Genomic DNA, 14,089 nt, shown 5'->3' with positions numbered 1-14,089 from the left:
GCGTGAGCAAAGACCGTCCCGCCCCCGATGCCCCTGAGCCCTTGTCGCCTCTGATCGACGCACATACGCACCTCGACGCCTGTGGTGCGCACGACGCTGCGACCGTGGCCGAAATTGTCGATCGGGCCGAGGCCGTCGGCGTCGGACGGGTCGTCACGGTGGCCGACGACCTTGATGCCGCACGCTTTGCCGTCGACGCTGCGAACTGGGATTCGAGGGTTTACGCAGCCGTCGCAATCCATCCGACCAGGGCGAACGTCCTCGATGTCGACACCAGAGCCGAGATAGAACGGTTGGCGTCCGATCCGCGGGTCGTCGCGGTGGGGGAGACCGGGCTGGATCTCTACTGGCCGGGCAAGCTCGAAGGGTGCGCCACCATCGAGGAGCAGGTCGACGGTTTCCGGTGGCACATCGACCTCGCGAAGCGTCTCGGTAAGACGCTGATGATTCACAATCGCGAAGCCGATCAGGACCTGCTGCGGGTGCTGCACGAGGAAGGCGCGCCGGAGACTGTGGTGTTCCACTGCTTCTCCTCGGATTCGGAGATGGCCCGTGCGTGCATCGCCGCGGGCTACGTGTTGAGTTTCTCGGGAACCGTGAGTTTCAAGAATGCGAAGGCGCTGCGTGAGGCCGCGCTGTTGGTGCCCTCGGATCAGCTGATCGTCGAGACGGATGCGCCGTTCTTGACGCCGCACCCGTTCCGCGGTGCGCCCAACGAGTCGTACTGCCTGCCGTACACGGTGCGCGCACTCGCAGACATCCGCGGCGAGGATCCGCAGGCGCTGGCAGCAGCGTCCACGGCGACAGCGGAGCGCGTCTACAAGCTCTGACGCTATGGTGGTCTGACAGGTAACTCCGCGCCCGGGACCGTCGTGTCCCGGTTCGTCTACTGCGCGGAGTATTCAGATGAATGACCGCATCGATCCCTCCGACGTCGATCCCGACGACGTCGAACACATAGACGAACAGTCCTCTCGATCCGGCGCGAGCGCTGCGAATTTCTCGCATCCCGGGAGGGAATGAAGGCGCACAGCTTCACTGAGCCGACGCCGGTCGACTCTTCGGTCCAGATCGTCAGCGTTCATGTCGACGCGGTCGAAGTCGAGTGCTGCGGACCGTTTCCTGTAGTCGGTGAACAATGCTCGTGGACATTGACACCGCGATCGCAGGACGACGCGTTCGACGGTTGGGTTCACGGCGGGATGCCGGCGTCGGGAGTCGTGACCACGGGTGTGGTGCTCGGGATTCTCGTGGTCACGACGACGTACGAGGAAGTCGGAAGTCCACGCATGTGGTTGCCCGTCGAAGGTAGCGAGACCTATCGAAGGGTCGAGGCCAGTCCTCGGTGGTTCCGAAGGTTCGGCGACTTCGACTTCGAGCCGCAGAATCGGATCGAGACCGGGCTGGTCGTCGAATTGGCCACCACCCGTGCGCCTTTCCAGTAGTCCCCACTACCAAAAAGGCGCACAGGGGGCTTGCCCCTAGAGAACCTTCGCCAGGAAGTCCTGGGTGCGCTGCTGCTGGGGGTTGCCGAACAGACTCTCCGGCTTACCTTCTTCGACGATGTATCCGTCGGCCATGAAGATGACTCGGTCGGAAACCTCACGGGCGAAGCCCATCTCGTGGGTCACGACGACCATGGTCATGCCCTGCTTGGCGAGGTCGCGCAGCACCTGCAGAACCTCACCCACCATTTCGGGGTCGAGGGCGCTGGTGGCCTCGTCGAAGAGCATGATGTCCGGACTCATCGCGAGTGCGCGGGCGATGGCAACGCGCTGCTTCTGCCCACCGGACAGGCTGGCGGGCTTGGCATCTGCCTTCTCCGCGAGACCGACCTGGCCGAGCAGTTTGACGGCGATCTCGCGAGCCTGCTCCTTGGTCGATCGCCCGGTCTGCACCGGAGCGAGCATCACGTTTTCGACGACGCTCATGTGGGGGAACAGGTTGAAGTGCTGGAACACCATCCCGATGTGCTGGCGCACCTTGTCGATGTCGACATCCTTGTTCGTGAGGTCGAACTGGTCGACGCGCACGGATCCGGCGGTGATGTCTTCGAGGCGGTTGAGGCAACGCAGGAAGGTCGACTTGCCGGAACCGGAAGGCCCGATGACGCAGACCACTTCACCGCTCTTGATGTCGACGTCCAGGCCCTTGAGGACCTCGTTGTCGCCGAACGACTTCTTCAGTCCCTTGACCGAAATCTTGACCTCGGTGGCGGACTTGCCCATGTTGACGGCTGTTTCGGTCACTTGTTGATCCTCTTCTCGAGGCGGTTCGACAGCTTGGTGAGCGCCATGATGATGATGAAGTACATGACGCCGATGATCAGCCACATGTTGAACGACTGGAAGTTGCGCGCGATGATGATGCGCCCTGTCTGAGTGAGCTCGGCGAGTCCGATGACCGACAGGATCGACGTGTCCTTGAGGGTGATCACGAACTGGTTGATGTACGACGGGATCATCGTGCGAATTGCCTGCGGCATGATGACTTTTCGCATCGACTTCATGTAGCTGATGCCCAGGCTTCGTGACGCCTCCATCTGTCCCTTGTCGACGGACAGGATGCCGCCGCGGACGATTTCAGCCATGTACGCGCCGGCGTTGAGCGAGAGCGTGATGATGCCTGCGGTGAAGGCGGACATCTGGAAATGCAGGGCTGCCGGGATGCCGAAGTAGATGAAGAATGCCTGCACCAACAGCGGTGTGCCGCGGAAGATGTCGACGTAGGTTGTGCCTATACCTCGGACGAACATGTTGGTGGACACGCGGCAGAGACCGAAGATCGCGCCTAGGACCAGAGCGATCGCGATCGAGACGACGGAGAGAACGATCGTCAACCACAGGCCCTTGAGAAGCTGCGGGTAGGTGCTCTTGATCAAGCCGATGATGGAGTTGTCCGACGTCGACGCGCCCTGACCGAGGTAGGTCGAGACGATTTCGTCGTACTGGCCGTCGTCGCGCAGGTTCTGCAGTCCGGCGTTGAACATCTGGAGCAGTTCGGCGTTCTGGCCCTTGTTGACTGCGAAGCCGTAGCTCGCGCCCACCTCTTTTTCGGTGACCGTCTTGAGGCCGTTGCCCTGTGTGATGCCGTAGGCGAGGACGGGGTAGTCGTCGAAGACTGCGACGGAGTTCCCGGTGCGGACCTCGTCGTACATGCTGGCGGAGTCGGCGAAATAGACTGTGGTGAAGCCGTATTGGTCCTTGATGGACTCGGCGAAGCTGGCGCCCTCGGTGCCGTTCTTGACGGCGACGCGCTTGCCCCTCAGATCCTCGTACGACTTCACGTCGTTGTCGGTCTCGAGGACCGCCATCTGCACGCCCGACTCGAAGTACGGGTCGGAGAAGTCGAACACCTGCTTGCGGGCGTCGGTGATGGACATGCCCGCGATGACGCCGTCCGCCTGCCCGGCCTGCACGGCCTGAAGGGCCGCGTCGAAGCCGAGCTGCTTGATGTCGACCTTGAAGCCTTGGTCCTCGGCGATCGCATTGAGCAGGTCGATGTCGATGCCGACGAGTTTGCCGTCTTCGTTCTCGAATTCGAACGGGGCGAATGTCAGATCGGTGGCGATCGTGTAGGTGCGGCCGGGTTGCGCGCTCGCGATTCCGGGGGCGAACAGCGCTGCGATCAGCGCCAGCAGGATGGCCAGGATCGGCCACCTGGCATTACGTGGTCTGTCGAATCTTCTTCGCACTATCGCCCAGCTTTCTTCTGTCGCGCCCGGGATCGCCGGACTGCTTTGAACCAGACGAGAACATACTGCGCCCAGAGCTGAATCGATACACGGGTATCGGAGCCGGAAAGTGCAGAACACACGACACGCCGTTGCCGTTCCGTGACAAAAGTCGCATTTCGTTGTGATTTGGTTGCCGATACAACGCTCGGTCGTTACCGTATTGTGATCGAACGTCGTCTGCCTTGGGATTTCCTGTGTCGCCTTTTGCCAAGATCAACTCCACGAAGTCACCACTTCTCTATTCAGTGGTGGGTGCGTTGCTTCTGACGCTCATCGTCGGGGGTGCGCTCGCCGTGGTTCGGCACAAGACGATCACCCTCGACGTCGACGGCGACATGATTTCGCTGTCCACGATGTCGAGCAGTGTCGGTACCGCTCTCGAGGACGCCGGATACCCGGTCGATCCCAAGGACGCGCTCGCACCCAGTGCCGATTCCTCCCTGTCCGATGGCGATACCGTCGTACTGCGCCGTGCCCGTGAGTTGGCTCTGACCGTCGACGGTCAGCCGACCACCATCTGGACCACCGCATTGACGGTCGACGAGGCATTGAAGCAGGTAGATGTTTCCGACGACTTCGCAGTCTCGGCTTCGCGCTCGCATCGTCTGCCGCTCGAACGGACCGAGCTCGACGTCGTCAGCCCGAAGACCGTCAGCGTCAGCGACGGTGGTGCTCCCGCGGCGGAGGTCAAGCTCGCCGCCGTGACCGTCGGCGATCTTCTCGCGGCCAAGAATGCGCCGCTCGAGCAGGCCGACTCGGTGGTTCCCACCGCCGACACACCCGTTACCAACGGCCTGACCATCCAGGTCACTCGCGACCGCACGGACATTCGCGTCGAGACGCAGCCGATCGCGCCGCCGGAGAACAAGGTCGAGGATCCCGAGCTGGAGAAGGACAAGACCGTCGTCGAGAACCCGGGTGTTCCGGGTGAGCGCACGGCCACCGTCGAGGTCAAGACCGTCAACGGCGTCGAGGCCGGACGAACCGAACTGTCCGCGACCGTGATCAAGGAACCGGTCGCAGCAGTGGTGAAGGTCGGTACCAAGCAGGCTTCCGCTCCCGCTGTGTCCAACGCGTCGACGTGGGATGCCATTGCTCAGTGCGAGGCGACCGGAAACTGGGCCATCAACACCGGCAACGGTTTCTACGGAGGACTTCAGTTCACCCAGAGCACCTGGGAAGCATTCGGCGGCGGTCAGTACGCAGCTCGCGCCGACCTCGCATCACGTGAACAGCAGATCGCGATCGGCGAGAAAGTCCGCGCCGGTCAGGGCTGGGGTGCTTGGCCGTCCTGCACCAGCAAATTGGGCCTGCGCTGACGCGCTCACACCTCACAGAACACAGGAACCGATGTCACCGTTCGCCAAGATCAACTCGACCAGGTCGCCGTTGTTGTACTCGGCGATCGCCGCTCTTCTCCTGACGGTTCTCGTGGGTGGTGTTCTGGCCGTCGTCCGGCACAAGACCATCACTCTCGATGTCGACGGTGAGCAGATTCGCCTGAGCACCATGTCGACCAACGTCGACGGCGCTCTCGAGGACGCGGGTTACCCGATCGGTGACAAGGATGCAGTTGCTCCCGCGGCCGACGCTTCGCTGTCCGACGGCGACACCGTGGTGCTCCGTCGTGCCCGTGAGATCACGCTGACGGTCGACGGTCAGCCGCAGAAGCTCTGGACCACTGCCTTGACCGTCGACGACGCGTTGAAGCAGTTGGACGTCGCGGCGGATGTGCACGTGTCGGCTTCGCGCTCGCAGCGTCTTCCGCTGGACGGCGCCGCGCTCGACGTGCTGACACCGGTCGTCGCAAAACTGGTCGACGGCGCAAACGCGGCAGCAGACGTGCGTATCGCGGCGCCGACGGTCGGGGAGTTCCTTACCGCCAACGGCACTCCGCTCGAGCAGTCGGACACGGTGGTTCCCGCCGCCGACGCTCCACTGACCGAGGGCCTGGAGGTCACGGTGACGCGCAACCGCACCGAGAACAAGGTCGAGACCTTGCCGCTCGATCCGCCGGATCAGCGCATCGAGGATCCGACGATGAACCAGAGTCGCACGATCGTCGAGAACCCGGGCGTGCCCGGCGTGCGTGACGTGACGTTCGCCGTGAATCTCGTCAACGGTGTCGAAGCCGGACGTACCCAGGTCTCGGAGACGATCACCACACCGGCGCAGCCGAAGGTCGTGCGTGTCGGAACGAAGCCGGGCACCGAGGTGCCGCCCGTGGAGAACGGTTCGACGTGGGATGCGCTCGCACAGTGCGAGGCCACCGGTAACTGGGCCATCAACACCGGCAACGGTTTCTACGGCGGCGTGCAGTTCGATCAGAACACCTGGGAACGACAGGGCGGGTTGAAGTATGCGCCCCGCGCCGACCTCGCCACCCGTGAAGAACAGATCGCGATTGCGACACAGACCCAGCGCACTCAGGGCTGGGGCGCATGGCCGTCGTGCTCGGGTCGCCTCGGACTGGGATAAGTTCTACTGGTGTCAGACGCCGAACAATCGAACGAACCCATCGCTACTCCGCGCGGGCAGGCAGCCCTGCTCGGTCCGGTCGAGGTGCGCGCTCTTGCCGAGGAATTCGGTGTCCGGCCCACGAAACAGTTGGGGCAGAACTTCGTTCACGACGCCAATACCGTGAGGCGCATCGTCACCACGGCAGGCGTGACACGTGACGACGTCGTTCTCGAGGTAGGGCCTGGTCTCGGTTCGCTGACGATGGCGCTGATGGACGTCGTCGATCGGGTCATCGCGGTCGAGATCGATCCCAACCTCGCGGCTCGCCTGCCGAAGACGGTGGCCGAGCGAGCGCCGGAACTGGCCGATCGACTGACCGTCGTCGAAGCCGACGCGATGCGTGTGCTGCCTTCACAGATTCCCGGCGAGCCGACCGCGCTTGTCGCGAACCTGCCGTACAACGTCGCGGTGCCGGTGCTGTTGCACCTGTTCGCGTCGCTTCCGAGTCTGCGGACCGCACTCGTGATGGTGCAAGCCGAGGTTGCCGATCGCCTGGCGGCTGATCCGGGAAGCAAGATCTACGGCGTTCCCAGCGTCAAGGCCAACTTCTTCGGCGAGGTTCGCCGCGCCGGTGCAGTCGGACGCAACGTGTTCTGGCCGGTGCCGAAGGTCGAGTCAGGACTGGTTCGTATCGATCGGTACGCGGAGCCGCCGTGGCCGATGGACGAGAAGCACCGCAAGCAGGTTTTTGCGGCGATCGACGCCGCGTTCGCGCAGCGCCGCAAGACTTTGCGTGCCGCGCTCAGCGGTTGGGCAGGTTCGCCTGCCGAGGCCGAACGACGGCTCCTCGCTGCCGGCATCGAGCCACAGACGCGTGGTGAGATGCTCGACGCAGCAGCCTTCGTTCGGCTGGCTGGAGGCGAATAGCCCCGTGCGCGGTTAAGGAGTGCAGGGACTCCCTAACCGCGCACAGGGGCTTGCCCCCTTATTTGAACCGCCGCAACCTCAGGCTGTTGCTCACCACGAACACACTGCTGAATGCCATTGCGGCACCGGCTAGCATCGGGTTGAGCAGGCCGGCCGCAGCCAGCGGGATCGCAGCCGTGTTGTAGGCGAATGCCCAGAACAGATTGCCCTTGATGGTCTTGAGCGTCTTGCGGGACAGTCGAATTGCATCGGCTGCCGACCGCAGGTCACCTCGCACCAGAGTGATATCGCTGGCCTCGATCGCAACGTCGGTACCCGTGCCCATCGCCAGGCCGAGATCGGCCTGAGCCAGGGCTGCCGCGTCGTTCACGCCGTCGCCGACCATGGCCACGACGCGTCCTTCCGCTTGCAGTTTCTTGACGGCGTCGACCTTGTCCGCAGGCATGACCTCGGCGAAGACGGTGCTGATCCCGACCTGATCCGCGACAGTGCGAGCAACGGTGGCGTTGTCACCGGTCAGCAGAACCGGTTCGAGGCCGAGTGCTTTCAACTGCGCGATTGCTTCGGCGCTCGTGTCCTTGACCGCGTCGGCGATCACGAGGATGCCGTGCGCCTTGCCGTCCCAGCCCACCGCGATTGCGGTGCGCCCGGCCTTCTCTGCTGCAGCCTTCGCCTCGCGGAGATTTTCCGGCAACGGCATCGACCAGTCGGCGAGCAGCGCGTCTCGGCCCGCGACGACGGCGTGACCGTCGACCATTCCCTGCACGCCGCGCCCGGCGACGTTCACGAAATCCTCGACCGTAGGCAATTCGCCCACGGCTTCGGTCGCACCCTTCGCGATCGCTGCGGCGATGGGGTGCTCGGAGCGATGTTCGAGTGCGCCGGCCAGCCGAAGGACCTCGTCGACGGTTGTTCCTTCGCCCACCACGGTGTCCAGCAATGTCATCTGACCGGTGGTGACGGTTCCCGTCTTGTCGAGCACGACGGTGTCGACTGCGCGCGTCGATTCGAGCACCTCGGGTCCCTTGATGAGGATTCCCATCTGAGCTCCGCGACCCGTGCCCACCAACAGGGCTGTGGGCGTTGCCAATCCGAGGGCACAGGGGCACGCGATGATCAGCACGGCGACCGCAGCGGTGAAGGCCATCTCGATGGGGTTACCGGTACCGAGCCAGTAGCCCAGTGTCGCAACGGCAATCGCGATGACGACCGGCACGAAGATACCGGCGATCCGATCGGCGAGGCGCTGAACTTCGGCCTTGCCGTTCTGGGCGTCTTCGACCAGTGCCGCCATCTGGGCGAGTTGGGTGTCGCTCCCGACCCGGGTTGCCTCGACGGTCAAGGTTCCACCGACATTGACGGTGGCGCCGACGACAGTGTCCCCGACACCGACTTCCTCCGGCACGGATTCGCCGGTCAACATGCTCATGTCGACGGCTGAGCGGCCCTCGGTGATGATGCCGTCGGTGGCGATCTTCTCGCCGGGCCGGACGATGAAGGAGTCGCCCGCTGCCAGTTCTTCGGCGGGGATTCGTACTTCGACGCCGTTGCGCAATACCGCGACGTCTTTCGCACCGAGTTCCATGAGTGCGCGTAGTGCGGCGCCGGACGTGCGCTTGGACTTGTGCTCGAAGTAGCGTCCGGCCAGCACGAACGTGATGACGCCCGCGGCAACTTCGAGGTAGATGTTGGCGCTGCCGTCCATCCGGTCGACCGTCAGCCGGAAGGCGTGCTTCATACCGGCTTCGCCCGCAGTGCCGAAGAACAGTGCGTAGAGCGACCAGACGAAGGCCGAGATGGTGCCCAGCGAGATGAGCGTGTCCATCGTGGCCGCGCCGTGACGCAGGTTCACCCAGGCAGCCCGGTGGAAGGGGAGGGCCGCCCACACGATGACCGGTGCGGCCAGTGTGAGGGAGAGCCATTGCCAGTTGTCGAACTGCAGCGCAGGAATCATTGCCATAGCGATGACCGGCACGGAGAGAAGAGTCGAGATGATCAGGCGGGTACGGAGCTCGCGCAGATCACGATCCTGCGGGGTTTCCGCATCCGGGTCGACGGTGTCCGGCGCGCTGGGCGGCTTGGGGAGCGCGGCGGAATAACCGGCGTTCTCGACGGCAGTGACCAGATCTTCGACGGGTACCCCGTCCGGGAAGGTGACCTTGGCCTTCTCCGTCGCGTAGTTGACGGTGGCTGTGACGCCGTCGATCTTGTTGAGCTTCTTCTCGATTCGTGACGCGCAGGAGGCGCAGGTCATCCCGGTGATCGCGAGTTCGACGCTGCTCGAGTTGGCAGCATTGTCGACCGCAGTCGGTGACGTCATCAGTGCCCTCCCTCGTGATTGTCTGGAACTGAAGCCGTGGAAGTGCCTGCATCAACAGTGAATTCGGCGGTCCGAACCACGCCTTCGTGCTGGAAGTCGAGGAACAGTCGGTATGTGCCTTCGCTCGGTGCCTGTGCGTGGAAGGAAATGTCCGGACCAGGAGCTGTGACGCCGTCGCCTGGCTCGCCTTCGGGGTGCACGTGCAGGTAGGCGAGGTCGCCGGTGCGCAGGGCAACGAGGTGACCGAAGGCACCGAGGTACGGATCGAGATCGGTGACCGGGGCTCCGTCGCGAGCAACGCTCAGCGTGATCGGGCCGCCGGCAGTGGTCAGATCACCGTCGAGAGTCACGGTGTATCCGTCGACGGTTGCGGTCGCGCTCTTCTCAGGTAGCGGCGCAGGAGTGAATTCGCCTGCCACGTCGAAGTTTCGGCCGAGTGTCAGTTGGGTGCCGTCGGTGGGATCGAAGTCCGCGAAGACTCGGTAGGTGCCGGCGGCGGGCCAGGCCCAGTCGATCGACCAGGTGCCGTCTGCAGCGAGGGACGGATGTACGTGGCGGAATTCGCTGGTGTCGTTTCGGACGACAATGAGGTGGAGTTTCTTCTCGTGCAGGAGGTCGAAATCGACGACGGGCGTGTTGGTGTCGTCGAGAATCCGGAAGGTCAAGGTTCCCGGCTCCCCAGCTCGACCGGGTGCGGTCACATCGGTGAGTGTGTATCCGCCGGAAGAGACTTCGAGACCTGCAGGTGTTGCCGAATCCATGCCTGGCATCGATTCGGTGGTTGATTCGTGGGTGCTGTGCTGGGTGGTGGACATGTCTATCGGGCTTCCGATTGCGGCCCCCACGCCGAGGGCGGCGCCGAAGACGGCGACCAGCCCTACGGCGTAGGCGGCAAGTGTTGTCGAGGTGCGCACGGCTGACTCAGCTTGGTACGACTGCGTAGCCGGCTTCGTCGACTGCTGCGACGACGTCGGCTGCGGAGACGGGAGCATCGCTGGTGACAACGACGCGTCCGCTCGCCAGTTCGACATCCACCGCGGTTACTCCCGCGATGTTGCCGATCTCTTCCTTGACGGATCCGACGCAGTGTCCGCAGGTCATTCCGGAAACGGTGTATTCGGCGGTGGTCATCGCAGATCCCTTCGGTTGTGGAAAGCTTATTTTACGGATACCCGGTGTAGGTATCGCTCTGCAATCGAAGGTACCCCCAGGGGGTATGCCTGTCAACGGGCTGGGCAGTGATGAAGGCCTCAAGGAAGACAACACGGCGGATGTGTGGTCTACTTGTGTTGGTCGTAAGTGTTTGTGTTTGTGTTTCCACGCTCGCAAATGGTTAGGTTGCGAGCGTTTGGACATCCTCCACGGATTTGTCTCAGAACGGTCGTAGTAAGTGACCCGGGCGGTCGAAGCGACTGCCTGTTGACACTGTGTTAGAGGAGATTTACATGGCAGAGGGCATCGTGAAGTGGTTCAACTCCGAGAAGGGGTTCGGCTTCATCGCTCCCGAAGACGGCAGTGCTGACGTCTTCGTTCACTACTCCGAGATCCAGAGTGGCGGCTTCCGCACTCTCGAGGAGAACCAGCGCGTGGCGTTCGAGATCGGTCAGGGCAACAAGGGCCCGCAGGCCACCGGCGTTACCATCGTCTAAGACGTCCATGTGAGTCGGGCAACCGACGCATGACGTACTGACAAGACCCCAACTCTTCGGAGTTGGGGTCTTGTTGTATTTGGGTGAAAAACGCTGTCATGCATCGAGATACCGCTGAGTGGCGACTGCCGTTTCCGCCGCGATCGTGCGGCATTCCTCGCGGAGTTCAGGTGGATTCACAACGGTGAAATCGACGTCGAAAGCTCTGAGCCAGTGTGCGATCGATCGCAGAGAAGTGCCCGAAAGCACTATGACGCAACGCCCTTCGTCGGTGGACTCCACCGATCCCCACTGTTCGTTGACCATCGGTGCTATCTGCTCGATGGGTGCATGCAGTAGAACGGTTGCGCGCGTGGAGGAATAGGCCCGAGCGACACCGCGGGAAACGAAGTCTGCTGCACCACCGGCGGGTAGTTCCCGCGGCACGAATCGTGGGCCGGTGGGGATCTTGGGTTCCATTCTGTCTACGCGAAATGATCGCCAGTCTTCGCGAGCGAGATCCCAGGCCACCAGATACCACCGGACACCCGACCGTACGAGCCGGTACGGTTCCACCTCGCGCCGGCTCTGGGTGCCGTCGTGAGTGCTGTAATCGAATCGCAGGCGTTCGTGGTTGTGGCACACCGACGCGATGGCGGACAAGACCGACGCATCGACTGCGCTCGCGGCGGGCTCGCGTGGCACGACATCGATCGACAGCGACTCCAGACGGTGTCGCAGCCTCGACGGCATGATCTGCCGCAGCTTCGCCAGCGCGCGCATCGAAGCCTCGCCGATGCCGACCACAGAGCCGGGCGCTCCGGACTGCAGTGAAAGTGCCACCGCGAGCACTTCTTCGTCATCGAGCTGTAGCGGGGGCATCTCCGCGCCGGCACCCAGGCGATATCCGCCACCGACTCCGACTGTCGCGTCGACCGGATAGCCGAGATCGCGGAGGCGGTCCACGTCACGTCGAACCGTGCGCGGGGTGATCGCGAGTTTGTCTGCGAGTTCGGCACCGGACCAGTCTCGACGCGTCTGGAGCAGTGACAGCAACCGCAGTAGGCGAGCCGATGTCTCCTTCATGGCCAGAAGTCTGCCAAACATTTAGGACCGTATGAGTCCTCAATTGAATTTAGGTTGGTCCACATCCGACCAGTCGAGAAGAAATTGGGGCCACGTCATGAGTCGCATCAACGACGGCAGACCGATGATCGAGACGAAGGCGCTCACCAAGCACTTCGCTCAGGGCAAGAAACTCGTGGAAGCAGTCAAGGGAGTCACTCTCGACGTAGCGGAGGGTGAGTTGGTTGCCTTGCTGGGGCCGAACGGCGCCGGGAAATCGACGACGTTGCGCATGTTGACCACCTTGCTCGAGCCCACGTCCGGCAGCGCGCGAATCGCAGGATTTGACATCGCTGCGGCACGAAACGAGGTGCGATCGAGCCTCGGATACGTCGGACAGGGGAACGGAGCCGGCCACAACCAGCGAGTTCGCGACGAGTTGGTGACGCAGGGGTTGTGCTACGGAATGCCCAAGGGTGACTCGCAGGTCCGGGCCGACGAGCTGCTGCGTGATCTCGAACTCACCGAGTTGGGCACTCGAAAGGTCAGTACGTTGTCCGGCGGGCAGCGACGGCGGCTCGATATCGCTCTGGGCCTGGTCCATCGCCCACCGCTCCTGTTCCTCGACGAGCCGACCACGGGCATGGACCCGCAGAGTCGGGCCAACCTCTGGGACCACATCCTCCGGCTGCGGCGCGAGATGGGCACCACGATCGTGCTGACCACGCACTACCTCGAAGAAGCGGATTCGATGGCAGAGCGGGTCATCGTCATCGACGAGGGCACTGTTATCGCGGACAACACCGCCGCTGCACTCAAAGCGGATCTTGCGGGGGATCATCTTCTGCTCACCTTCGACAGCGTCGAGGCGGCCGCCGTCGCAGCGTCGGTGGCCGAGCGACTTGTCACTGTGCGTGACGTCACCGTCCAGGCGAGTTCGGTGAGTATCCGTGCCGGCGAGGGTGATTCGACGCTACCGGTGTTGCTGCGTGAAGCCGATGCCCGTGGTGCCCGCGCACTCACTGCCGACATCACCAGGCCGACTCTCGACGACGTCTTCCTCACTCTCACCGGCCGCAGCCTGCGCGAGAGCGCCGCCGCGGTCGCTTCCTGAAACACGACAAAGAACTTCGACGAACAGGAATCCGCCATGACAATCACACTCGATACCCCACGTACCGTGCACGGCAACATCGTTCGAGACAGCGCAATCGTGATGGGCCGTGAGCTGCGACCGATGTTGCGCGACCCGGTCAGCGTCATCTTCAGCCTCATCCAGCCGCTGATCCTGTTGGCGTTGTTCGGGCCTCTGCTCAAAGGGGTTCCGGGTACCGGTGACGGCGTATGGAATTGGTTCATTCCCGGTGTGTTGGTGATGATCGCGATCTTCGGAACGACGATGACCGGGTCCAACCTCCTGATGGAGATGCAGCAGGGATCGCACGAGCGAATGTTGGTGACTCCGCTCCGACGCTCGTCCTTGTTGATCGGGCGAGCGTGCAAGGAGATGGTTCCGCTTGCCGCGCAGGCGATTCTGATCATTCTTGTCGCACTTCCGCTCGGATTGGACGTCAATGCAGCGGGAGCCGCGCTCGGGATAGTCCTGCTGGGAGTGTTCGGCGTCGGACTCGGTGCGCTCTCGTACGCTCTCGCTCTGGCTGTGCGGGAGCAGGATTGGATGTTCTGGGTCGTTCAGCAGACGCTGATGTTCCCGCTCCTGATCCTGTCGGGAACCATGCTTCCACTCGAGGACGCACCAGGTTGGATGAAGGTCCTCGTGAACATCAATCCGCTCGGCTACGTCGTAGACGCCGAGCGGGCACTCTTTGCCGGAGACTTCGCGTCGAGCAGCGTTCTGGCAGGAATCGTCGCCGCCTTGGGCGTGGCGGTGGTCGGTCTGGGCGTAGGTGTGCGCGCGGTGAAATAGCGTGGGTGTGCTGGCTGTCGGACGGG

General features: G+C 63.2%; 14 protein-coding genes. 8 read left to right on the top strand and 6 right to left on the bottom strand.

All coding sequences use genetic code 11. The features are described from left to right. Positions 1-2: 2 nt before the first annotated feature. Positions 3-830 (top strand): TatD family hydrolase, encoded by an 828-nt coding sequence (locus tag ACVZUB_RS21660; RefSeq protein WP_083058296.1) that lies wholly within the window; start codon positions 3-5, stop codon positions 828-830. Between the two features lie 189 nt (positions 831-1,019). Next, positions 1,020-1,445, top strand: a complete 426-nt coding sequence (locus ACVZUB_RS21655) for a DUF6578 domain-containing protein (protein ID WP_054780871.1) — start codon at positions 1,020-1,022, stop codon at positions 1,443-1,445. Between the two features lie 36 nt (positions 1,446-1,481). On the opposite strand, the gene ACVZUB_RS21650 is transcribed toward ACVZUB_RS21655, so the two are convergent. Further along, positions 1,482-2,249 (bottom strand): amino acid ABC transporter ATP-binding protein, encoded by a 768-nt coding sequence (locus ACVZUB_RS21650; RefSeq protein ID WP_003946239.1) that lies wholly within the window; start codon positions 2,247-2,249, stop codon positions 1,482-1,484. Then, positions 2,246-3,694 (bottom strand): amino acid ABC transporter substrate-binding protein/permease, encoded by a 1,449-nt coding sequence (locus tag ACVZUB_RS21645; protein WP_003946214.1) that lies wholly within the window; start codon positions 3,692-3,694, stop codon positions 2,246-2,248. The genes ACVZUB_RS21650 and ACVZUB_RS21645 overlap by 4 nt, the downstream gene beginning before the upstream one ends. A gap of 236 nt (positions 3,695-3,930) precedes the next feature. On the opposite strand from ACVZUB_RS21645, the gene ACVZUB_RS21640 reads away from it, so the two are divergent. The 3 genes from ACVZUB_RS21640 to rsmA are packed head-to-tail and all read left to right on the top strand — an operon-like array spanning position 3,931 to position 7,123. Then, on the top strand, positions 3,931-5,055 hold the full coding sequence (locus tag ACVZUB_RS21640; protein WP_482627752.1) for a transglycosylase family protein: 1,125 nt from the start codon (positions 3,931-3,933) through the stop codon (positions 5,053-5,055). 31 nt (positions 5,056-5,086) lie between these two features. Further along, positions 5,087-6,214: a resuscitation-promoting factor gene (locus ACVZUB_RS21635; protein WP_007729017.1), complete on the top strand. Its 1,128-nt coding sequence runs from the start codon at positions 5,087-5,089 to the stop codon at positions 6,212-6,214. A gap of 9 nt (positions 6,215-6,223) precedes the next feature. Next, positions 6,224-7,123, top strand: a complete 900-nt coding sequence (gene rsmA / locus ACVZUB_RS21630) for a 16S rRNA (adenine(1518)-N(6)/adenine(1519)-N(6))-dimethyltransferase RsmA (protein WP_003946263.1) — start codon at positions 6,224-6,226, stop codon at positions 7,121-7,123. A 58-nt stretch (positions 7,124-7,181) separates the two neighbouring features. Here the strand turns inward: rsmA and ACVZUB_RS21625 are convergent, their stop codons facing one another. From ACVZUB_RS21625 to ACVZUB_RS21615, 3 genes are read right to left on the bottom strand one after another with little or no spacing between them, the layout of a single operon-like run. Further along, positions 7,182-9,443 carry a heavy metal translocating P-type ATPase gene (locus ACVZUB_RS21625; protein ID WP_003946240.1) on the bottom strand — a complete coding sequence of 754 codons (2,262 nt, stop codon included), beginning with the start codon at positions 9,441-9,443 and terminating at the stop codon, positions 7,182-7,184. After that, positions 9,443-10,357 (bottom strand): hypothetical protein, encoded by a 915-nt coding sequence (locus ACVZUB_RS21620; protein ID WP_064074038.1) that lies wholly within the window; start codon positions 10,355-10,357, stop codon positions 9,443-9,445. Before ACVZUB_RS21620 ends, ACVZUB_RS21625 begins: the two co-directional genes overlap by 1 nt. Before the next feature lie 7 nt (positions 10,358-10,364). Continuing rightward, on the bottom strand, positions 10,365-10,574 hold the full coding sequence (locus tag ACVZUB_RS21615) for a heavy-metal-associated domain-containing protein (RefSeq protein WP_003946267.1): 210 nt from the start codon (positions 10,572-10,574) through the stop codon (positions 10,365-10,367). 314 nt (positions 10,575-10,888) lie between these two features. Here ACVZUB_RS21615 and ACVZUB_RS21610 point away from each other — a divergent pair, with 314 nt between their 5' ends. After that, entirely contained in the window at positions 10,889-11,092 is a 204-nt protein-coding gene (locus ACVZUB_RS21610; protein ID WP_003946232.1) for a cold-shock protein, read from the top strand. Positions 11,093-11,188: 96 nt separating this feature from the next. On the opposite strand, the gene ACVZUB_RS21605 is transcribed toward ACVZUB_RS21610, so the two are convergent. Continuing rightward, positions 11,189-12,157 carry a helix-turn-helix transcriptional regulator gene (locus ACVZUB_RS21605; protein WP_482627751.1) on the bottom strand — a complete coding sequence of 323 codons (969 nt, stop codon included), beginning with the start codon at positions 12,155-12,157 and terminating at the stop codon, positions 11,189-11,191. A gap of 97 nt (positions 12,158-12,254) precedes the next feature. Between ACVZUB_RS21605 and ACVZUB_RS21600 the strand changes: the two genes are divergently transcribed. Both ACVZUB_RS21600 and ACVZUB_RS21595 read left to right on the top strand, forming a co-directional pair. After that, positions 12,255-13,250 carry an ABC transporter ATP-binding protein gene (locus tag ACVZUB_RS21600; RefSeq protein ID WP_080726601.1) on the top strand — a complete coding sequence of 332 codons (996 nt, stop codon included), beginning with the start codon at positions 12,255-12,257 and terminating at the stop codon, positions 13,248-13,250. Positions 13,251-13,286: 36 nt separating this feature from the next. After that, positions 13,287-14,063 carry an ABC transporter permease gene (locus ACVZUB_RS21595; RefSeq protein ID WP_042448972.1) on the top strand — a complete coding sequence of 259 codons (777 nt, stop codon included), beginning with the start codon at positions 13,287-13,289 and terminating at the stop codon, positions 14,061-14,063. The last annotated feature ends 26 nt before the right edge of the window (positions 14,064-14,089 follow it).

It is taken from the genome of Rhodococcus sp. OS5, assembly GCF_056837585.1.
The sequence above is the reverse complement of the archived record's forward strand: the minus strand, read 5'-3'. Positions and strand labels throughout refer to the sequence as shown.